This is a genomic window from Ensifer sp. M14 (assembly GCF_003355565.1).
GTDB lineage: Bacteria > Pseudomonadota > Alphaproteobacteria > Rhizobiales > Rhizobiaceae > Ensifer.
The window spans coordinates 2,426,009-2,445,294 of the sequence record NZ_QJNR01000004.1; the positions used below are offsets into that span (position 1 = coordinate 2,426,009).

Sequence of the window (19,286 nt, forward strand, 5' to 3'; positions counted from 1 at the left end):
CAAGGCTTACGCACGCATCGGCGGCGTTGGCCCGGCCGTTACGGGCACGCGAAGAGATAACGGTTACCGAATTCAGGCGGTTCGCTTTCAGCTCACCGGACGCTCTCCGAATGGCGTGGTATGTACCCGCCGCACACGATCTATGGAACGTGTTGCATGATGATTTGCGTGTGCAGCATCGGCGCTTCGCCTCCGAAATAGGTCTCCAGCAGCGGCAGAAACTCGTCCGAAAGGTAGAAATCTGTCAGCGCGCGGTCTGCTAGCAGACGGAAGTCGGCGTCGTTGCGGCGCAACGCGATCGCATAGGGTTCATGCGTGATCAGGCGATCGCCGACCGCGAGCGAGGATGGATCGCGCGCCCGCTTGGCAAGGTTGATGAGCAGCACCTGATCGGCGATGTAGGCATCGATCCTACGGTCCTCCAGCGCCCTGAGCCCGTCCTCATGCGTGTTGAAATCGGCAAGCCTTGTCGTCGATTCCTGGACTGCGAGTTGGTCGCGAAGCGTCCCTGCCGTCGTCGTGTTGGCGCGCATGCCGATGACGTTTGTGGCAGCGCGCTCGCTGACGGCGTGAACGGCCGGTCCGGTGCGGAAGAGCGCCTGCAGGTAGTTGGGCGAATCCTTGCGGAGCAGCGCGCTCGCGCCGGTGAGGAAGATCGGTTGTGAGAAATCGACGATTTCCCGCCTCTTCAAATTCACGGTGATGGAACCGCAAAGCAAGTCGATATCTTCATTCTCAACTGCATCGAAGCCGCCGGCGAGCGTCATCTCGACAAACTCTCGCTTAAGTTGCGGAGACTGGTGTTCGATCTCGTCAGCAATCTTGCGGCACAGGTCGATGGCATATCCCACCGGTTCGGCCCCTGGCTGGACGGAGGAAAATGGCGCTTGATCGGAGATGTAACCGATACGCACGGTGCCACGCTCCGTAATGGTGTCGAGCGTTGCGGCGGCGGTCGCCGAGGCCGAAAGGCAAAGGGCGAGGCTCACGAGCAGAAACTGTCTCATGCGCTTGGCCATGCGTGTCTGAGGGGCACCTGCATGATCCCTGTCTCCGGAAAAGGTGTCGATCTCAAAGGCGTGCGCGCAGCTTATGGGCTGTCCCTCATATGTCAACCGAAGAGACGTGGCGTCGCTCGGGCGCAACTTCACCATGGCAAGATCGACCGGCCCACGTCCGCTTTTTGGCGCAAAGCTGCCACTCGCACCATCGTCATGCAGATGGCGGGTGCGCATCGAAACCAGGTGCGCGTTCGGGAGGGCCATGGTGCAGCAGGTGTTGCCGGCCTCGTGAAGCTCTTGAGCTACGGCTCAACAACACTCTGCCGCAGTATAGCGCAGGGGCGGCGCGGCCGCATGTAATCGACATCGCGGACGATGAGCGTTTCGCCGAGGCGTCAACGCCAGCATTCGGCGAAGCGATCCTCCTCACGCCGCCCCCGCCCAAATCATCCTCGACATTTGCGGCTCAATGCCTAATCTCCGCGGCAATTCAGTCATGGAATTGCTTGATGTCGCTTCGACTTGCCACCTTCAATATTGAAAATCTCATGAGCCGCTTCGATTTTTCCGGCTTTCGCAACCAGCTCAAGCAGGATCGGGTGCTGAGGCTCTTCGAGGTAAAGACGGAGGCGGAGTATCAGCGGCTGGAGGAGGCGCGCACGATCGCGCATACCGACGATACGCGGCAGATGTCGGCCTTGGCGATTGCCGATTGCGATGCGGATATCCTGTGTTTGCAGGAGGCCGACAACATGGCGTCGTTGCAGGCCTTCGAATACAACTATCTCTTCCGCATGGTCGGTAACGGCTATCGCCAGAAATACCTGATCGAGGGCAACGATTCGCGCGGGATCGACGTGGCGGTGCTGATGCGCGAGGAAACGCGCGACGGACAGCCGATCGAGTGCCTTGAGGTGAAGAGCCATGCGGGGCTGACCTATGCGGATCTCGATATCTTCAACGATGCGCTCGCTTCCTCCAACCGGCCGAACGACCGGATCTTCAAGCGCGACTGCCTGGAGCTGGACCTGAGGATCGGCGGGCGGCCGCTGACGCTCTATGTGGTGCACTTCAAATCCATGGGGCCGGCGCGCGACGGGCTCGACGGGCGCCAGGCGACGATGCCGGTGCGCATGGCCGAGGCGAAAGCTGTGCGCCACATCATCGAAAGCCGCTTTGGCCGCGGGCACACGGCCGACAAGATGTTCGCAATCTGCGGCGACTTGAACGACTATCAGGAGAAGGTCGACATTCTCGGCGACCGGCGCAACGGCTACGAGTTCGTGCCGCGCGAGGAAGAGGAAAGCGCGCTCGATGCGCTGACGGCGGATGGGTTTGTCGAAAACCCGATGCTGCGCCGGCCGGTGCTTGACCGCTGGACGCTGTTTCACAGCCGCGGGCCGCAGGAGCGGCACCTCTGCCAGCTCGACTATATCTGGCTGTCGCCCGCGCTTGCCCGGCGCAACGCGGCCCAGGTTCCGGAAATCATCCGCGGCGGCCAGCCTTTCCGCACGATCTTTCCGCCGGGGCAGGAGGTGGAGCGCTACCCGCGCACCGGCTGGGACCGGCCGAAGGCATCGGACCATTGCCCTGTTGTCATGACGCTGGACGTGTGACGATGGACGCTCTTGAAAGCAACCTTGCCCATTGGCCCGACGAAGGCGAGATCCTGCCGATCTCGGGCGTCGATATCCGGGTCGACCAGGGCCCGCATCCCTTCCATCTGGACCAGCTGGATCAGGCGCAGGAAAACTGGCGGGCGGAGATCGCCGCCAACCCGCATCTCTTCGACGGGCGCATGGTCCTGCAGCGGGCGCTTCGCATCGAGAACGGCCGCGTGGTGGGGGAGGGGCATGTGGTGCCCTATTCGACCTTTTTGTGGTGGCGCAAGACGCGCACGGACGCGGCCTTCCACCTGTTCGCCATGCCGGTGATCGTGTCTTCCGACGGCGCCCTGATCCTGGTGCGCATGGGGTCGCACACGGCCAATCCCGCCCGGGTCTACAGCCCGTCAGGCTCGCTGGAGCCTGATGACATCGTCGACGGATCCTGCGATATCGCCGGCAATATCCGCCGCGAGGCGCTGGAGGAAACCGGCATCGACCTCGATGCGGCGACAGCCGAGCCCGGCTACCACGTGCTGCATATGGGGCGAGCGGTGACGGTGTTCCGGCTCTACCGGGTGGCGGAAACGGCGGAAGCGCTGGTCGAAAAGGTGGCGGCCCATATCGCTGCGGATCCAGAACCGGAGATCGACGAGGCGATCGCCATCTGGGGGCCGGATCCGGGCGCACACAACTATCCGCCGTTCATTTTGCCGATCCTCACCTGGCTGTTTGACGGCAAGCGCTGATCCTCGGGGAAGCGCGGGATGGGCGGGGAACGTGGACGCAGCGCATTGCTGCGGCCCCTGCCGCGCTCTGGAAACGTGGCCGTGGGCTTCGCGGCGCTTTCGGCAGGGCGTAAAGGTCACTGCCATGCGCATGCGACGCGCGGATGTCGGCCAATAGACGCAAACCGTAGGCGCTGTTTCGGTCAAGCGAGCTGCTTTTCAAGCGTACGACTAGTATTCCAGTCGAGCCTTGCGGCGTTCGGCCATTCACAACGCCCGGGCCAAAACCTGCAGGCTGTGCTGTTTCGTGCCGATGCTGACTGGCCCTGCGGTTCGAACCAGCATGAAGCCTTGCCCCTCCCAGAAACGAAGTCCGGCCTTGTTCTCGGCGAAGACAGCGAGTTCCACGCGGTCGGCGCCTTGTGTCTTCAGCCAGCTGAAAAAGCCGGCGCACAGGGTTTTCGCGACGCCTTGCCCGCGATGGGCCGGGTCGATCAGCAGCAATGCAATCCACCAGGATCTCGCCTGCGGGTAATTGCGGTCGCAGGCGAGCATGCCGACGAGTTCGCCGGTGGCGGACTTCAATCCGAAGACGAACTTGTCGGCCTCGGTTCGTCCGGGCGGAAAGCTCCGAAATTCCTCCAGCGCCACGGCGGCGTCCGGCGGGTGGTCAGCAAGCCGCCGACGCATCCGCCCTTCGCCGTCAGGCCTCGATCTTGCGCACAATCGCGATCTTCGGATTGCGAAAACCCATGGCGATCCAGGCCCAGAGAAGCTTGGCGTAGAACGACACTGTGTGGGTCTTCAGGTTGGGAATGTCCTTCGGCAGCCTCGAAGCATCGGGCAGGTCGCCGACCATGGTGCGCAGCTCGGCCTTCGGCCGCGTGTCGGCGGGCCAGAGGTGCAAGTAGAGGCTCAGCCAGTGGGCGCCCTTCATCTCCAGGAAGACCGGCGTGTTGCAGCAGGTGGCGACGACGCGGCGTGAGCCGGCCCCGGGGGACAGCCGGAATTCGCTTAAGGTTTCCTCGCCGGAGACGATGGTGATCCGGTCCTTGCGATACTCCGCTGTTGGGGTGGCTCCATAGGACGTCAGGATGTTGCGGGCGCCGGGCAGGGCCGAGAGACGGCTGGCTGCCGCCCGGCAGCTGTCGCACAGGCATTCGGAGACGAGGATCGGCGCTCCCTGCACCTTGAGCCGCGTCTGTCCGCAGGCGCATCCGATATGGGTGGTATCGCTCATGTCGCATCCTCCTTACGTGACGTGAAACAGGTGCCGGATGTACCGGTCGAGATGGTCGAGGCTTTCACGTGCAAGCGCGGGATCGTTGCCGGCCTTGGCGAGCACGAAGCCGCCCTGGATGACGGCCTGCGTGTGCCGGGCGAGGCTTTCGGCCGTCCAGTCATCGGCAATGCCGCGGTCGCTGCGCGCGGCCTCGATATCGGCCTCGAGTGTGGCGGTGTGACTGAAGATGCTGCGGGCGCAAGCCTCACGGATCTCGGGTGTGCTTGAATAGACCTCCTGCGCCAGGGTTCCGACGAGGCAGGTGAATTGGGCAATCTCGCCGAGGATGATTGCCTTGCGGAACGCGACATAGGCAAGAACACGCGCCAGCGGATCGGGCGGCGCGTGATAGGGGGCTGCGGCGAAAAAGTCGGTCGTCGTTTCCGCCCAGAAATCGGCGGCTGCGACGCCGAGCGCGTCCTTGCTGGCGAAATGGTGGAAGAACGCGCCCTTGGTGACATCGGCCGCGCGGCAGAGATCATCGACGCTGGTGGCGGCGAAGCCTTTTGCGCGGATGATGTCGCGCGCCGCCTCGAGAAGCCGGAGCCGGGCGTTGCCGCGTTCGGGGGATTGTTTGGTCGGTCTGGGCATGCTGAAAACATACCATACGGTTGGTATTCGTCAATGTCTCTGAATTCCAACGGGTTTTGGCGCCGGCTTGGGAAGCGATGACAATGCTGTGTGACGGTGGGGTTGGTGTTCCTGGAAGCGGCCGGGCAGCGCAAGGCTTGGTCGCAAGAATGCATCAGGAGCGCTTCTGCGATGTCGTAAATGCCTGAATCGATTCAAGGAATTGCACGGTGTACTTAATGTGCAGCAATATCCTGCTGCGTGGCGGATGGCCGCGCCGGCATAACGGTCTGGCATGAGCCGTCCCCGTCGGGTAGGCGCGCTGCAGTCTCTTTGCTCGCGATAGGAGAGAACGTGCAATTGCGGTCTTCAGTGCGCGGCGATGTCGGCGATGGGAAGGCCGAGCTCCTGCCACTGATCCCGTGGGATAGCATCGCCGACCTTGAAATCGAAGCCAACGATCGTGTTGCGATCCGGTGTGGCCGTGCAGGAATAGGCGATGCGAAACCATTTCCGCCTGCTGCGAAACGCGCCGCCATTGGCTTTCAGTGTTTCGCCGGAAAACCGCACGCCCGAAAATGCATAGGCGACGAGGAAGTCTGGATTGAAATCGGGCTTCCAACGGTGGACCTGCTCCATCGCTTCAAGATTGCAGAGCTGCACCACGCGTTCTTCCGGATCCAGCTGCGTCAAACCCTTGCGCACCTGGCGGCTGCGCGGCGACGCAAGAATGCCGGCGGAATAGAGCTTTTGAGCGCGCACCATGGGCGGGGTCTGCGGCGCGCGCCTGGCCAGCGCGGGGCGCTCCGCGGTCGACTTTTCCGGTGCAGTCAGATCCTCGCGCTGCGGTTCTGCCTTCGGCTGGCGCGCTTCAACCGCGGGCAGGGCCTGTTTCGGTTTTTCCGGCACGCCCGCCAGGATCTCGACTTCGATGCTGTCGACGTCGCCCAGCGGGGGCATCTCCTTTTGTGGCAGGCGCGAGAGTGCGGTGAAGGCGAAGGCATGCAGCGCCAGCGCGAGCGCCACTGCCCACCGGATCGTCCTGTCATCCGCCGGGCGCGCGCCATGCCGCATCCGCTCGATCACGTGGTTCAAGACCGGTTTCCTGCGCTCTGCCTTTTTTCCGTGTTTCCCGTTGCGACGGTGCCGCGGGAACACTGTCCCTTAGTTTTCAAGTGTTTCTCGACGGAGAGGCGCCTGGCGCTTGTCCCGGAAACGTTTCGCCTTCTCGCATGATCGATGCCGCGACCAAAGACCACTCCATGCTTTCGTGCGATCTGCAGGAGATCAACACCAAATCGGGTGCGCCGTCGAGGCTTGTCGGTCGCGCCGGTCATTTCTCCGGCATTCGTTGGGCGTACGCACACAATTGTGTTTGCCGCCACGCGGCGGCAAGTCGATGGTGGCAAAGGCTCGGGTCGACTTTTGGCGCGATGGGGAGGGAGTACCCCGATAACGGTGAGTGCTGCGCGTGATGGCGTTTTTGCGCTTGCCGCCCGGCCGATGACATTGCAAGTTCGTGGCCGGAGTATATGCGCAAGGGGAAATAAATGCCGCTCAGCTACGCGATCTACGATGTCTTCACGCAGAACCGGCTGGAGGGCAATCCGCTGGCCGTCGTCTTCGGGGCCGATGCGCTCGACGATCAGGCGATGCAGACGATCGCGCAGGAGTTCAACCTTTCGGAGACCGTGTTCATCCGCCGGCCGGGGGGCGCTGCGCACACGGCGCGGCTGCGCATCTTCACGCCGGGGCGCGAGCTTCCCTTTGCCGGACACCCGACCGTCGGTGCGGCGGTGGCGATTGCCGAAGCCGCCCACGGCGCGGCAGACGAGAGCGCCGATCTGGTGCAGGTGCTGGAGGAGAAGGTGGGGCCGGTGCGCTGCGCCGTGCGCATCAAGCCCGGCGAGGCGAGCTTTGCCGAATTCGACCTGCCGCGCAAATCGGCACGGCTCGACGCGCGCTTCGACAAACAGGCGCTGGCCGATGCGCTGAGCCTGAAGACGTCGCAGATCGGCTTCGAGAATCATGCGCCGTCGTTCTGGAGCGCCGGCGTTCCCTTTGTCATGGTGCCGCTGCACGATGTCTCGGCGGCCGCCAACGTCGAGTTCGACCCGCAGCGCTGGGAGCAACTGGCGCCGCTTGCCGAAGGTCGGCTGGCCTCGGCCTATCTCTACTGTCGCGGCGGCATCAATCACACGGCGCGGTTCCACACCCGCATGTTCGCGCCTGAAATGGGCATCGTCGAAGATCCGGCAACGGGGGCTGCGGCCGCGGCCCTTTCCGGCGCCATCCACCATTTTGACCAGCTGGTCGACGGCCACCATCCCTTCCTGATCGAGCAGGGGGTGGAAATGGGCCGGCCGTCCTACATCCATCTTCATCTCGATGTGGCGGGCGGCCAGATCAACTCGGCGCGCATCGGCGGCCATGCGGTGAAGATCGCCGCAGGCGAGCTTTTGCTCTGACGCAGCGCATGCGGCCGCAGGCAGATAACAGCCTGGCTGCGGCGCGGCGGACAAATTTTGGCAAGGAGGACGTGTCGATTCAGTGAGTTGGCCGTCAGCGTCCCAGGCGCAACGCGCCAAGGGTGCGGCAGGCGCCTGTGGAAATGCCGGCTTTCCGGGCCGCTGGAATTTTTTCTCAGAAATTTTGCAATCGACGCTAGACAAGGTGAGGGAACGCCTTTATACGCCCCTCCAGACCGCAGCGGCAAACGCCGAGGCGGTTCGGATGGGTGATTAGCTCAGTTGGTAGAGCAGCTGACTCTTAATCAGCGGGTCCACGGTTCGAGCCCGTGATCACCCACCAAAACAACGACTTGGCGGGACTTATATCAGCCTCGCATTAACTTCAAGATCGACTTCTTGTAACGGTCCTTGGCGACACACACCGAAGCGGTCTGGATGGGTGATTAGCTCAGTTGGTAGAGCAGCTGACTCTTAATCAGCGGGTCCACGGTTCGAGCCCGTGATCACCCACCAAAACTTCTTTAAGTCGCTGATTTGTTTCCAAAAATTTACATTTGCATGATGCTGGCGGTTTCACCAAGCTGGAAACGGTACTCAATTCACCGTCCGGCTTGGCCGTCGCTCGGCTGCAGGAGACATCGTGACCGCTGGGATTTCCGTCAAGCTGATCCGCCGGAATAAAATAACAAGTACGATCGTTGTATGCGTCACGCTGTCGTTCATACCCAGTTGCGACGTCGTGGATGTGCCTTTGCCGGAGAAGGCTGGCCACGTTCGCGTCAGTCGAGACGGTGATGACTATTATGTCAGCGTCACCACGCCAAATGGAAGCTTCGAAAAGTGGATGTGGACCGATTGGGGACCCGCTCAGCGTACGGGTCTGTACGTGACGTCGGAAGGCTGGATTGCTGCCTTGGGAGCAGGTGGCGCTGCCGCGTTTATCGCGATGCCGGAAGACGGCAAGCCATTTGACGTCACCGATGCGGACGTCGCGCGTACCGATTCCGCTACGTGGCGCTATATGGGCGCTGTCGATCGTGACTATGCGACGGGGAGCCTACGATTCTTTGGACCCACAGAGCAGCCTGAATGCACTGACATGTTTGGCGCAGGTGAAAGCCAATACAGGTTCGTAGCGCAATGGGAGACGGCTTGTGACTGTGTTCAGCGCGCTGCCAAGTACGGAGAGGCTTGTAATATCAAAGCCTTTCCTATGGCGCGTTGATTGCATTTCGAAGCTCTTACGGCAATACGCTGACGCTTATCATGTGACTGCGTTTACAGGCTGCTCAATTGTGGCCAAATCAACCCTTGCGTGCTCTCAAGTGCCCGACAGCATTTCGTCAGTGTCTGTATTCCGTCGTGTTGCTGGAGTGCCTTCGTCCAACTAGGCACCACAATCGCGATTGCCGTGACAAACACGCTACAGTCTCAATCAAAGCGTGTGGGTGCGTGCTGTTCGGGGTGCAAATCTAAGCGTCTCCCATCTTGAAAGTTCGCGGCCGTCGGATTACCGGGTATTCCATGAAGATCGTCACCGGAATCGCCTTTGCCGTTGCTGCCCTCTTGCTTGTTTCGTCCTGCAGCGAAACTGGCCCGACCGGGGATGGCCGGGCTGGAATAGAAAAAGCTCAGCTGACCGAGAAGGCAAAGCCGAAGCCCGCCACCGGCAGGAAGGGCAAGGCTGCAGCCGCGGCTGAGGCACAGGCATTGGCCGATGCGCGCAGCCCAAGGCAGTGCAAGACCCCGAAAAAGCAGTGCAGCTATGGCGCGGGTCCGGCTGGCGAGCCCTGTTCGTGCTGGTCGAGCGAAGGCTCTCCCACATTGGGCGTGACCATCAAGTAGGCCGACGCACCGAAGCTGCGGATTTTCCCGCCCGGCGGCGGCCGGCGGCGCGGGGGCGAGCCGTGACTAGACTGATCGCCGGCACGGCCGGGTCAGCTGCTGGGCGTACCTGCCGGGACGGCACGGGGCGCTCCAAAAGCCATCAGCCTTCGCATCTCTTTCTCCGAAATCCAACCCGCTTCGACGTCTTGCCAAAGTGCGGCCGGAGGCCGTCGCGCCGACGGCAGCGCGTGTCGTGCGACCGTGGCGGCGGAGATCCGGCGGAGGCTCGCTGCCGCCGCCGCGCACGCACCGCAAAGAAAAATCCTTCAGGAACCAATGGCAGGCGGTGGCGTTTGGTCTTCATGCTCAAATGCGAAACGATGGTTTCAGGAGGAATATCAATGAAGAAGATCATGGTCACATTCGTCGCCGCAGCGACAGCGGTTGCCGGCCTCGTGCCTGCCCAGGCCGCGTCGCTTGTCATCGGCAACGACCGGGTCCTCAGCCAGGCGGACGTGCAGGCCGTGCAGTATCGGCGCGACGATCGCCGGTGGGACCGGAACGACAGGCGACGTGGCTGGCACAACGGTTATCGCGGCTACGAGGATCGTCGTCCGGGCTATCGCCGCGGCGATGACGGCTGGTGGTATCCGCTGGCAGCCTTCGGCGCCGGGGCCATCATCGGCGGGGCAATCGGCAGCCAGCAGCCCCAGTATCGCGAGCCTCAGTATCGTCCGCAGCCGAGCGAATACAGCTCGGCCCATGTCGACTGGTGCCTGTCGCGCTACCGCAGCTACCGGCCCTACGACAACACCTATGTGCCGAGGGCGGGCGTAAGGGCGCAGTGCATGTCGCCCTACTACTGACGCTTCTAGACCGTGTACCATCAAGCGGTCTGTCTGGCCCCATCAGCCGTTTTCGGTTGGTGGGGTCTTTTTATGGCGGGCGCCGCCGGCCGGAAGAGCGAAACGACAGCGCACGCGTTTCATTCGCGCCCGGCAATCCGCTCGGCGGAGGGATGGGGGCCGGTTGCTTTGCTGCGCCCGGCGCCGGGGGACCGGTTGCGGCTCCCGGTTTTCATCTCTTCGGCACGAGATGGCGCACAAGCGCGCCCGTCTCGGGCCGGTTCCTTCACGGGCGCGGTTGGAAAAGTTGCGCATACAACCCGTATTCCGTGTGTAAAAGCTCCTTAATGGTTTGATTGTAAGAGATATTTTTATTGTATATCGTTATTGCTGCGAGGCCTTTGCAACCAAATCATTCGTCGGTGCGCTTCCCGTTCGACAGAAGCGATGCAGTGCATGAACCCCTCCGGGACATGCCGGCCCGGCAATTGGCAACTGCTCGAAGCGGGTGCCCTTCCTGAGCGGCAGCGTCTGGCGCGACTTTCTCTCCAGTCCTTTCAAAAATATTTCGGCGCCATGTCGAAATCCAGCGGCGGCTTCCGTTCTTGGGCCGTAAGCAACTCAAACCGGTGATAACCCATGACGCTGACGACGACTTCTCTTTATGCCCTTCTGCTCATCCCGATCTGGTTCGTTCTCTGGATCAGGGTGAGCAACGTCCGCACCGCCCTCAGCTGCTCGATTGGCGATGGCGGCGATCCCAAGCTGCTGCAGAAGATCCGCCAGCACGGCAACTTCATCGAATGGGTGCCGTTCACGCTTGTCCTGATGGTGCTCGTGGAGGCCCAGGGCACCGATGCGCTGTGGCTGCATGCCGCCGGCATCCTTCTGCTGGTCGGCCGGCTTGCCCATCCCTTCGGCCTGCCGATCGACAATGCCGGTCATCCGCTGCGTTATCTCGGCAACGGCACCAACATCCTTTCCGTTGCGGTGCTTGCGATCGCGCTGCTGCGGATCCTCACCGGGTTCTAAACCAGGACCGCCGGCATTTCCTGACGACGTGCCGCTTCGCATTTCTTCTGGAAATGCTCTCGTCAACAGTACGGAGCCTCGCATGACCCTGATTTTTCGGGACGCTTCCGTTCGCCTTCACCGGCGCAGCGTTTTTCTGCTGACCATGCTCATCTTCACCATCGCAGCGACGTTGCCGCTGCAGGCACAAACCGCCATAACCGCAACCGGAGGAGACACGAAAATGCAATATATGCTCTTGATCTATAACGACCCCAAGGTAGAGCCCGCCTATGGCACGCCGGAATTCGAAGCCATGATGGGCGGCTTTTTTGCGCTCAATGAACGGATGAAGGCCGACAACGTGCTCGTATCGGGCGAGGGCCTGCAGGGCGTCGAAACGGCAACGTCGGTGCGCACGCGCGGCGGCAAGGTGGAGACGATGGACGGCCCCTTTGCCGAGACACGGGAGCATCTGGGCGGCTATTATGTCATCGAGGTTCCCGATCTCGACAGTGCTTTGCGCTACGCGGCCATGGTGCCGTCGGTTGCCTGGGGAACCGTCGAGGTTCGCCCGCTGATGACCTACAATCCCGGGGGCGAATAACATGCACTCTGCCGCCTCCGGTGCCGTTGCTGCGACCAGGGCTCTCGATAGCCTGGTTCGCAACGACCGGGGGCGGCTGCTCTCAGCCCTGATCGCCCGCCTCGGCAGCTTTCAGCTGGCCGAAGAAGTGCTGCAGGACGCGCTGGTGTCGGCCGTTTCCCACTGGGGCCGCAACGGCGTGCCGCACGCGCCGCAGGGCTGGCTCTTGCAGGTTGCCTACCGCAAGTCGATCGACCGCATCCGCCAGAGCAAATCCGAAGCCCGCAAGATGGTGGACATGCGGCCGCTGACGCAGGGCGAAGCTGCAGACGAGCCGGATGAAATCCCGGACGAACGGCTGCGGCTGATCTTCACCTGCTGCCATCCGGCGCTGGAGGCAAAGTCGCAGGTGGCGCTGACGCTTCGAACCATCGGCGGCCTGTCGACGACGGAGATCGCACGGGTCTTTCTCGACGCGGAGCCGACGATGGGACAGCGGCTTTCGCGCGCCAAGGCCAAGATCGCGGCGGCGGGCATACCCTATGCCGTGCCGGGCCAGGAGGAATGGGCCTCAAGGCTGCAATCGGTGCTGGCCGTCATCTATCTGATCTTTACGGCCGGATACGCCGCAGGGCCCGGGCAGGGCCGGGACCTGGCCGAGGAGGCGCTGTTTCTGTGCCGATTGCTGAACCGGCTTCGCCCTGGCGATCCCGAGATCGAGGGGTGCCTCGCGCTCGTGCTGATCACCCATGCGCGTTGCCTGGCGCGCGTGGATGCGGACGGGACGACCGTGGCGCTGGCTGAGCAGGACCGGGCGAAATGGAACCGGGCGCAGATCGACGAAGGCCTTGAACTGATCGAAACCGCCATGCGACGCCGCGCGCCGGGACCATACCAGATCAAGGCGGCCATTGCCGCCTGCCACGTTAAGGGTGAACGCTCCGACTGGGCGCAGATCGTGCTGCTCTATGACAGCTTGCTGCGGCTGGAGCCGACGGCCGTCATCCGCCTTAATCGGGCAGTGGCGCTTTGCGAAGCGGGGTGGCTGGAGCCGGCGCTGCGCTCGCTCGACGCGCTTGCAGGCGAACTTCGCGACTACCAGCCATACCATGCGGCGCGGGCGGAACTGCTGGTGCGGATGGGGCAGGCCGAAGACGCAGCCAGGGCCTATGCCATGGCGATCGCTCTTGCCGGTTCGCCAGCCGATGCCGCCTTCCTGCGGCAGCGGGCCGCGCGCCGGGGTGAGCAGACATAAGGCGCGTCGTGATCGCCAGAGTTCGCTGACCGCGCTTTAAGCTCTTGTTTTTCCGCATGCGCGATGGAGTGTGGCGCCTGGCCCTGCGCTTGCGGTAGAACCAACAAAGATCCCGCACATACGCGGCGCGGCGCCGGATGACCGCGCGTCAAACGTGACGCGCAAAGGGCGCTGTATTCTCCGCAAACCGGTTCCGCTTTAAGGCCTTATGCAGTCGTATGGCTGGAACCAAAGCGCCGGGCCGACGTTTCACTCGCAAGTACGAAGGCCCGCATGCTTCCTGATCGACCATCCGGATCGGGTCCTTCCGCGGATGGAAATACAGCGCCTCGTCGACCGGGCACGGTAGGCGAGGTTTTTTCCTGCCATCTTGCCCCAGATGCGCATTCCGTCCGCGAGCGGCCCAAGCTGACATCACGGCGCGCGCTGCGCAGCCTTCCTGCCCGCCTCGCGCAGCTTGCGCCCGCAATCGTGCTTGACCATGGCAAGGGTCAGGTTGCGCCGGCCCTTGTCGTCGGCATCAGCCTTTGCCGCCTCCATCCTGCGGCACCAGCCGGCGTCGAGCATGTCCTCGGAGATGCCGGTAACGCATGAGGCGATGAGGGCGAGGGGTACAATGAGGAGCAGGCGTGCACGTCGAATCATATATCCGGCCTCCGGTGCCGGATGGTGATCAGCCTTGCCGGGAATTGGAAGCGGCCTTCGCGTTGCCGGACGGGCAATCTGGCTGCATGGGAGGAACGACGCAGGCGGCGGGCGGCTCAAGTGTCACCTTGGAACGCGGTGTCAAACGCGGTGTCAGGGGCAGCAACCGAGGCGTCTGCAGGCGAATGTGTAGATCCTGTCGGGGGGCTGGAAGACTTGCTGCGCGGTCTGCAATGTGGACCAGACGACACTTCTGACGTTGTCGGCAAACAAAGCTAGGAATGTTCCGATCGGGCCCTCCGCCAGCGGGCCGTGGATGCCGGCATGACCGAGCCCCTCGTCGAGTTCATATGACTGCTCGGCGGTGATCTGCAAGAGGTCGCCTGGGGCGAGGTCTTGCAGGTCGGGAACGCCGACGGTGGCGAGCACGGTGGACACCAGGAGCTTGCAGACCTGCTTGCAGGCGCGGCAGGGCAATTCACTGGCGGCGGCGGCAAAAGTGCTGCCGATGCGGGCAATAATGGCGCGAAACCGGCTGCCGGCCTTGGCGCGGATCTCCAGAAAGGCATCATAGGCCCGCCGGGCGGGAGGCATGACATAGAGCCGCACGCGATCACCCAAGCCCTTGGCGAGGTTTTCGACCTCCGGCCCGCGCAGCGTGAAGGTGACGTCGCCTGCCAGGATCTCCAGGAGGACAACGATATGCGAATCCTTGTCGTCGAAAAGGATGCGCTCGTCGATTTCGACCCTGCCTTCGCCCGCAAACTCCCTGATCTCGATCGTCTGTTCGCGAATTTCGGTTCGTTGCAGAAACATTGCCGCCCCCAAGGTCGCAACCAACGGGCGCATCCTACAATGCAGGGCCGTGCCGGGACATTAGCCTTATCTGAGTATCGGGCCGGATTTCTGGCTAGTACCAAGTCTCGATGATAGGGGGCCTATCATCGAGACTTGGTGTGGGTCTGCAGTGTAGCGCAATGACTGGAACGGTATCTCGGCCGCATTGCGAGGTGGAGGCGCATGGCGGCGCTGCCACGCGGGCGGGAACTTTTTGCCGGCCTACGACTTTTTGTAGCGACAACTGAAAACAGGGGTATCGCGATGCTGAAATGGGCTCTCATCTTCTTCGTGGTTTCGTTGATCGCTGGGTTTCTCGGCTTTTCCGGCGTTTCGGCGGCGACGGCCGGCATCGCCAAGATCCTCTTTTACATCGCCCTGGCCGTCTTCCTGATCTTCCTGGTGTTGGCGTTCATGGCCGGAAGCGCCGTCGTCTGACGCGTGCAGCACGGCGAGGAGGGCGGCGCGGCCAGCGATCTGGACCTTGCCGCAGCGTCCACGCGCGGCTGCAAGGCGCGCGGGCGGAAAGGTCGAATCTTCTGTCGCGTCCGCGAGCAAGATGGTACGGACGCGCGCATGAACGAGACCTCATCTGCCGATCGCGCCTGCGGTGCCTGCACGCTCTGTTGCCGGCTGCCGGATATCGATGCGCTGGCAAAGCCGGCCAACGCCTGGTGCGAGAACTGCATCGAGGGGCAGGGCTGCCGGATCTATGATCGCAGGCCGCAGCTTTGCCGGGATTTTCTCTGTCTTTGGATGACGGACGAGCGGCTCGGATCCGAATGGGATCCGGCGCGCTCGCACATGATGATCTACCGGCAAGGGCCGCAGATCACGGTGCTGGTCGATCCCGACTTTCCTGATATCTGGAACCGCGAGCCTTATTCGCAGCAGCTTTCGCGCTGGGCGCGTGAGCCTGAAGTGCAGGGGCAATACGTGATCGTCTTCGTCGGCGATGCCGTCTTCAAGGTCGATTGAACGGCTGCAGAGCCACGGAAGAAAAAGCCCCGCGCGATGGCGGGGCAAGCAAGCACCCAAAATGGCTCAGGTGCGGGGAAGCGCAGTCCATAAAGGAACGTACTGCGCGGTACGGTAAATACTATGCCGGCCTTGGGCTGGGGAAGGTCCGATTCGGCGATTCCGGTACGCTTGATGAAATAAATAAGGTGCGGGGTCAGGCCGTGCGGCAGAGGGGCGCCGCTGGGCAAGGCTGAAGGTGCCGGATGCTGCTATTCCAGCGTTGACAATTCTTCGTCCCAGGCTTCCAGGCTTCCGAGAATTTCCCGCAGCGTCTCTCGTCCCTGCACCCAGAGGCTCTCCTCCGGGATCGGCTGGACATCGCCGCCGGCGGCCGCGATGGCACTTCTGACCTCTTCCGGGCTTTCGCGGACATATTGGCGCTTGCCGCCGATATCGAGTGCCGAGCTGAGGCCGGGCACGTGGTGGTTGGGTGCCAGCGGCATCGGCCCCTTGGCCGCATGCACGTTGATCCAGACCGGTGCGCCCAGGCGGTGGGTGAAGCGATAGAGCGACGGCAGCTCGGCCTTGACGGCGGCGGCGACGGCCGTCGACTCTTCCTGGACGAAAAAGGTCTGGCCGGCATTGATCAGCGTGTTGCCGAGATCGTCATCGAGGCGCGGATCCGTCTTGCGGATGCGCAGCACCTGGCTCGCCTCGAGATCCAAAGGGGTTCCACTCTTTCGCGTAAACCTGATCATGAAATCCTCTCGAACACCAACCTTCAGATTGCGCCAAGTTTTAGGAGGTGTCGAGTGGAGGTTATCGGCGTCAAACGGCCCGAAGCGCGTGGCGATCTGCGGGAAACCGTCGGGTCACAAAGCCGCAGATCGCCTTTGCATGGCAGGCTTTGTCTCTGTTTTTGTTGCGTGATACGTGGAATTTACCGGCAGGTGCGTCATCTCATCAGGACGATGAAACCAAGATGGAGATGAGGATGTCGAAGGCCACGATCGCGTTCATGTGTCTGGCGCTGCTTTGCCTGTCGGCCTGCGGAAATACCATGCGCGGTTTTCAGAAGGATGGCACCGAGACGGGCCTTGCGGTCGACAATGCGACGCGCCGCGTCCTGAAGGCGGGCGCTCAATAAAGAACGCCCGGCCTTGCAGAGCCAATGGAGCGAATGACCGCGCCGGTTGCTAGCGCGACGGCACGGCCGTCGAGCGGGTAACCGTTTCGCTGCTGCCGAAAATGATGGCGGCGAACAGCAGGACGCCAATGAAGATGATGACCGACGCGATGGCGACCAACGGCTCCAGCTGCGGGCTGCCGGTGAGCATCAGGTAAAGCGACGGTATCAGCAGGACGACGCCGCCGGTGTAGACGCAGTACTGGATCATCGCCAGACGCTTTTGCGCCTTGGCCGGGTTCAGCGCGTGATAGCCCCCGAAGATCGCCATCGTCACCCATCCCAAAAGGTTTGCATGCGCATGGGCGCCGATCGCGCTGTGATCCTGGCCGATGGCCATGTGCAGGCCCATGGCTATACCGATGATCAGAAAGATGATCGCAGTCTTGAAGTACAATTGTGCTAGGCGCGGCATGGAGTATCTCCCCCTCTGTTCCTGCCCCGCTTGATTATTAGCATTTTTGCAGATGATTGCTGCCTGCCTTTATTGGGTATTTCTTGGGCAGCCTCACGAAATCAGACGCTGACGGCGATACCGCGATTGGCAAAGAACCGGTCGAAGGTGGAAAGCGGCATGACGACGTCGGCTTGATTGGCACGGTCATGGCCGGAAGGATTGTGAAAACGGACACTCTGCCGCGAGGCGGCCGTGACCAGCACGAGATGGCCGCCTTTGGAAGGCGGCTCGCGCTCGGGCCAGCGTATGGCGCTGCTGACGGAGGCGATGAAGACGCGGCGTTCGGACAGAACCTCGGGAATGTCCGTCGTCGGGATGTTCGTCAGCGTTTGGGCGGAAAGCCCGAAGCGCTCGCCGACATAGGTAACGAAGGGAGCATAGATCAGGCCCTTGATCGAGGCATCGGCCTGGTTGACGACATAGCCGCCATACTCCGTGCAGCCGCGCGCAAGCGACAGGATCGGGTGCAACTCGCCGCGCGCGGCCAGGATCATCTTCAGGCAGGCCATGCCGCAGACATTCACCGCCCAGCGCGCATATTCCTCAATCGTCTCGGCGCCCGAATTGCGCCAGAGCGGATCGCGCTGAAGCGCCGAGGCGCCCTCAGACAGGACCGCCGATGTCATCTCAGGGCTTTCCCATTGGCTGAAATAGGGAACAGTGCAATCTAGAATTTCCATGCCGTTTTCTCTGTCAGGTGCCGATGGAACTGTTGTCATGCGCGCAAGGCGGTATCAAGCCGGTAGAGCAATGCGTGGAACTGGCCGTTGCTCGGCGCGCGCGCCGGCATGCGCTGGACGATCTGGCGGACTTCCGGCGATGCCTGCGAGATTACCCAGCGGATCTCCGCTTCGAGGATGCCAGCCGGGTCGTAGGCGGCGAGCGCTGCCGCTTGCGCGGCGTAAGCCGCAGGGCCAATGATATGATTGACCTGATGAGGGGTTGCGATCGGATGCGTGTAGGCGGATCCGGCTGCTGCCATCGCCGCGCGGGCAGCGGCCGAGGCTGCGGGATCGCCGACCTCGCGCGCCGACTGACCGGCCGCCCAGGCAAGCTTGCGCAGCACTGAGGTTCGCCCGCCGCCCTGCGCAAAGGTGGCGATGGCCGAAAGCGCTGCGCGCGGACGAGTATCATCAGCGGCCTTCGCCTCGAAAAGGGGCAGGGCGCGCTCGGCGCAAGCGGCAGCCCAGCGCGCGATCTGGCGCAGATCGTCTTCGTTCAGCAGCGGCGTGTTCGTTTCAGTGGGCATCGTCTGCCTTCCTCGTGCGAAGGGCGCTCGTCGAAGGACGTCGCAACCGCCCTGGTGCGCCGACAGTTTGACGACCGGATGCTGAAGGTATCCGCACAAATCCCGATACGTTCAACACTGTTGTTTGCAAAGGGGTATCGCTTGGCAACCGCGAAGAGAGTTTCGGAGCGAACGGCAAACTCTGAGCCTATCAACTCATGGATCGGGCATCAGCCGCGCAACTGCGCCGCATGAAAACAGAAGACGATTTCGGGGTCGTTTTCATCGAGGTTGTCGATGTAGCCGCTGGTGCGAAAGCCGGCGGTGCGCAACAGCGTCTGCATCTGCCGATTGGACAGGTTTGTCGACGCGAAGAGCTTGGGCGTCGTGCAGACGGCTGCGAAATGTCGGACGAGCGCCATTCCAAGGCCCTGGCGACGAAAGTGCTCCGCGACCATGATCATTTCGATAAATCCGTTTCCGAAGAAATGGTAGGCCAGCACACCATAGGCTCCGACGGAACCGTTCGTTTCGACGGCGTGGCAGCACCCTGCCTCGATCCACGACCTGATATGATCCCGCCGCTCAGGATCGTGAGCGGCAATCGTATCGAGGGCGACCAGCGTGTCGAAGTCGGCAAGGGTGGCACTTCTGATTTTCATCAACGATTCCAGATGCAATTACGCTGAGGCGCATAAAATCCACCCGTGTCGCGGGTACAGGGATTTCCAGCTTTAAGCGTCGATCGCCAGTTTTGCCATGGCAGATTGCTTGGCGCTGCTCTCAAGCCGTC

The 19,286-nt window shown here is 62.4% G+C and carries 24 protein-coding genes and 2 tRNA genes; 14 read left to right on the forward strand and 12 right to left on the reverse strand.

Annotation, left to right across the window (positions count from 1 at the left end):
* Positions 1-140: 140 nt before the first annotated feature.
* Positions 141-1,007 carry an amino acid ABC transporter substrate-binding protein gene (locus BLJAPNOD_RS11580; RefSeq protein WP_244610924.1) on the reverse strand — a complete coding sequence of 289 codons (867 nt, stop codon included), beginning with the start codon at positions 1,005-1,007 and terminating at the stop codon, positions 141-143.
* A 503-nt stretch (positions 1,008-1,510) separates the two neighbouring features.
* Here BLJAPNOD_RS11580 and BLJAPNOD_RS11585 point away from each other — a divergent pair.
* Together BLJAPNOD_RS11585 and BLJAPNOD_RS11590 are read left to right on the forward strand one after the other, a co-directional pair.
* Positions 1,511-2,617: an endonuclease/exonuclease/phosphatase family protein gene (locus tag BLJAPNOD_RS11585; RefSeq protein ID WP_115419909.1), complete on the forward strand. Its 1,107-nt coding sequence runs from the start codon at positions 1,511-1,513 to the stop codon at positions 2,615-2,617.
* A 2-nt stretch (positions 2,618-2,619) separates the two neighbouring features.
* Positions 2,620-3,354, forward strand: a complete 735-nt coding sequence (locus tag BLJAPNOD_RS11590; protein ID WP_115419910.1) for an NUDIX hydrolase — start codon at positions 2,620-2,622, stop codon at positions 3,352-3,354.
* A gap of 246 nt (positions 3,355-3,600) precedes the next feature.
* On the opposite strand, the gene BLJAPNOD_RS11595 is transcribed toward BLJAPNOD_RS11590, so the two are convergent.
* The 4 genes from BLJAPNOD_RS11595 to BLJAPNOD_RS11610 all read right to left on the reverse strand — a co-directional run bounded on the left by BLJAPNOD_RS11595 (position 3,601) and on the right by BLJAPNOD_RS11610 (position 6,271).
* Positions 3,601-4,023: a GNAT family N-acetyltransferase gene (locus BLJAPNOD_RS11595; RefSeq protein ID WP_115419911.1), complete on the reverse strand. Its 423-nt coding sequence runs from the start codon at positions 4,021-4,023 to the stop codon at positions 3,601-3,603.
* Positions 4,024-4,036: 13 nt separating this feature from the next.
* Positions 4,037-4,573 carry a DUF6151 family protein gene (locus tag BLJAPNOD_RS11600; protein WP_115419912.1) on the reverse strand — a complete coding sequence of 179 codons (537 nt, stop codon included), beginning with the start codon at positions 4,571-4,573 and terminating at the stop codon, positions 4,037-4,039.
* Positions 4,574-4,585: 12 nt separating this feature from the next.
* The gene (locus tag BLJAPNOD_RS11605) at positions 4,586-5,206 is read right to left on the reverse strand and encodes a TetR/AcrR family transcriptional regulator (protein ID WP_115419913.1); all 621 of its coding nucleotides are present in this window, start codon (positions 5,204-5,206) and stop codon (positions 4,586-4,588) included.
* 348 nt (positions 5,207-5,554) lie between these two features.
* Complete coding sequence (locus BLJAPNOD_RS11610) at positions 5,555-6,271, reverse strand: DUF930 domain-containing protein (protein WP_244611014.1); 717 nt, start codon at positions 6,269-6,271, stop codon at positions 5,555-5,557.
* A gap of 464 nt (positions 6,272-6,735) precedes the next feature.
* Here BLJAPNOD_RS11610 and BLJAPNOD_RS11615 point away from each other — a divergent pair, with 464 nt between their 5' ends.
* The 9 genes from BLJAPNOD_RS11615 (at position 6,736) to BLJAPNOD_RS11655 (ending at position 13,180) form a co-directional block, all read left to right on the forward strand.
* The gene (locus BLJAPNOD_RS11615) at positions 6,736-7,653 is read left to right on the forward strand and encodes a PhzF family phenazine biosynthesis protein (protein ID WP_077504983.1); all 918 of its coding nucleotides are present in this window, start codon (positions 6,736-6,738) and stop codon (positions 7,651-7,653) included.
* Between the two features lie 267 nt (positions 7,654-7,920).
* A tRNA-Lys gene (locus BLJAPNOD_RS11620) sits at positions 7,921-7,996 on the forward strand.
* Positions 7,997-8,093: 97 nt separating this feature from the next.
* Positions 8,094-8,169, forward strand: a tRNA-Lys gene (locus tag BLJAPNOD_RS11625).
* A 127-nt stretch (positions 8,170-8,296) separates the two neighbouring features.
* Entirely contained in the window at positions 8,297-8,881 is a 585-nt protein-coding gene (locus BLJAPNOD_RS11630) for a hypothetical protein (protein ID WP_115419915.1), read from the forward strand.
* 299 nt (positions 8,882-9,180) lie between these two features.
* Positions 9,181-9,501, forward strand: coding sequence for a hypothetical protein (locus BLJAPNOD_RS11635; protein WP_077504985.1), 321 nt, complete (start codon positions 9,181-9,183; stop codon positions 9,499-9,501).
* A gap of 383 nt (positions 9,502-9,884) precedes the next feature.
* Positions 9,885-10,349: a BA14K family protein gene (locus BLJAPNOD_RS11640; RefSeq protein ID WP_115419916.1), complete on the forward strand. Its 465-nt coding sequence runs from the start codon at positions 9,885-9,887 to the stop codon at positions 10,347-10,349.
* Positions 10,350-10,967: 618 nt separating this feature from the next.
* Positions 10,968-11,360 (forward strand): MAPEG family protein, encoded by a 393-nt coding sequence (locus BLJAPNOD_RS11645; RefSeq protein WP_115419917.1) that lies wholly within the window; start codon positions 10,968-10,970, stop codon positions 11,358-11,360.
* 82 nt (positions 11,361-11,442) lie between these two features.
* Complete coding sequence (locus tag BLJAPNOD_RS11650; RefSeq protein WP_244610925.1) at positions 11,443-11,946, forward strand: YciI family protein; 504 nt, start codon at positions 11,443-11,445, stop codon at positions 11,944-11,946.
* Position 11,947: 1 nt separating this feature from the next.
* Positions 11,948-13,180 carry a DUF6596 domain-containing protein gene (locus BLJAPNOD_RS11655; protein ID WP_115419918.1) on the forward strand — a complete coding sequence of 411 codons (1,233 nt, stop codon included), beginning with the start codon at positions 11,948-11,950 and terminating at the stop codon, positions 13,178-13,180.
* Between the two features lie 414 nt (positions 13,181-13,594).
* Here BLJAPNOD_RS11655 and BLJAPNOD_RS11660 read toward each other — a convergent pair whose 3' ends face one another.
* Complete coding sequence (locus tag BLJAPNOD_RS11660; protein WP_115419919.1) at positions 13,595-13,825, reverse strand: hypothetical protein; 231 nt, start codon at positions 13,823-13,825, stop codon at positions 13,595-13,597.
* Between the two features lie 153 nt (positions 13,826-13,978).
* A complete protein-coding gene (locus tag BLJAPNOD_RS11665; protein ID WP_115419920.1) occupies positions 13,979-14,641 on the reverse strand; it encodes a hypothetical protein in 663 nt (220 codons plus the stop codon).
* Positions 14,642-14,926: 285 nt separating this feature from the next.
* Between BLJAPNOD_RS11665 and BLJAPNOD_RS11670 the strand changes: the two genes are divergently transcribed.
* Together BLJAPNOD_RS11670 and BLJAPNOD_RS11675 are read left to right on the forward strand one after the other, a co-directional pair.
* On the forward strand, positions 14,927-15,100 hold the full coding sequence (locus BLJAPNOD_RS11670; protein WP_115419921.1) for a DUF1328 domain-containing protein: 174 nt from the start codon (positions 14,927-14,929) through the stop codon (positions 15,098-15,100).
* 138 nt (positions 15,101-15,238) lie between these two features.
* A complete protein-coding gene (locus tag BLJAPNOD_RS11675; RefSeq protein ID WP_115421260.1) occupies positions 15,239-15,640 on the forward strand; it encodes a hypothetical protein in 402 nt (133 codons plus the stop codon).
* A 251-nt stretch (positions 15,641-15,891) separates the two neighbouring features.
* On the opposite strand, the gene BLJAPNOD_RS11680 is transcribed toward BLJAPNOD_RS11675, so the two are convergent.
* A complete protein-coding gene (locus BLJAPNOD_RS11680) occupies positions 15,892-16,380 on the reverse strand; it encodes a hypothetical protein (RefSeq protein WP_139354082.1) in 489 nt (162 codons plus the stop codon).
* 236 nt (positions 16,381-16,616) lie between these two features.
* Here BLJAPNOD_RS11680 and BLJAPNOD_RS11685 point away from each other — a divergent pair, with 236 nt between their 5' ends.
* Positions 16,617-16,769 (forward strand): entericidin, encoded by a 153-nt coding sequence (locus tag BLJAPNOD_RS11685; RefSeq protein ID WP_115421261.1) that lies wholly within the window; start codon positions 16,617-16,619, stop codon positions 16,767-16,769.
* Positions 16,770-16,818: 49 nt separating this feature from the next.
* On the opposite strand, the gene BLJAPNOD_RS11690 is transcribed toward BLJAPNOD_RS11685, so the two are convergent.
* From BLJAPNOD_RS11690 to BLJAPNOD_RS11705, 4 genes are all read right to left on the reverse strand, one after another.
* Entirely contained in the window at positions 16,819-17,223 is a 405-nt protein-coding gene (locus tag BLJAPNOD_RS11690) for a hypothetical protein (protein ID WP_115419922.1), read from the reverse strand.
* Positions 17,224-17,324: 101 nt separating this feature from the next.
* Positions 17,325-17,945, reverse strand: coding sequence for a C39 family peptidase (locus tag BLJAPNOD_RS11695; protein WP_115419923.1), 621 nt, complete (start codon positions 17,943-17,945; stop codon positions 17,325-17,327).
* 35 nt (positions 17,946-17,980) lie between these two features.
* Positions 17,981-18,514: a putative immunity protein gene (locus BLJAPNOD_RS11700; protein ID WP_115419924.1), complete on the reverse strand. Its 534-nt coding sequence runs from the start codon at positions 18,512-18,514 to the stop codon at positions 17,981-17,983.
* Between the two features lie 209 nt (positions 18,515-18,723).
* The gene (locus BLJAPNOD_RS11705; protein WP_115419925.1) at positions 18,724-19,155 is read right to left on the reverse strand and encodes a GNAT family N-acetyltransferase; all 432 of its coding nucleotides are present in this window, start codon (positions 19,153-19,155) and stop codon (positions 18,724-18,726) included.
* Positions 19,156-19,286 lie beyond the last annotated feature (131 nt).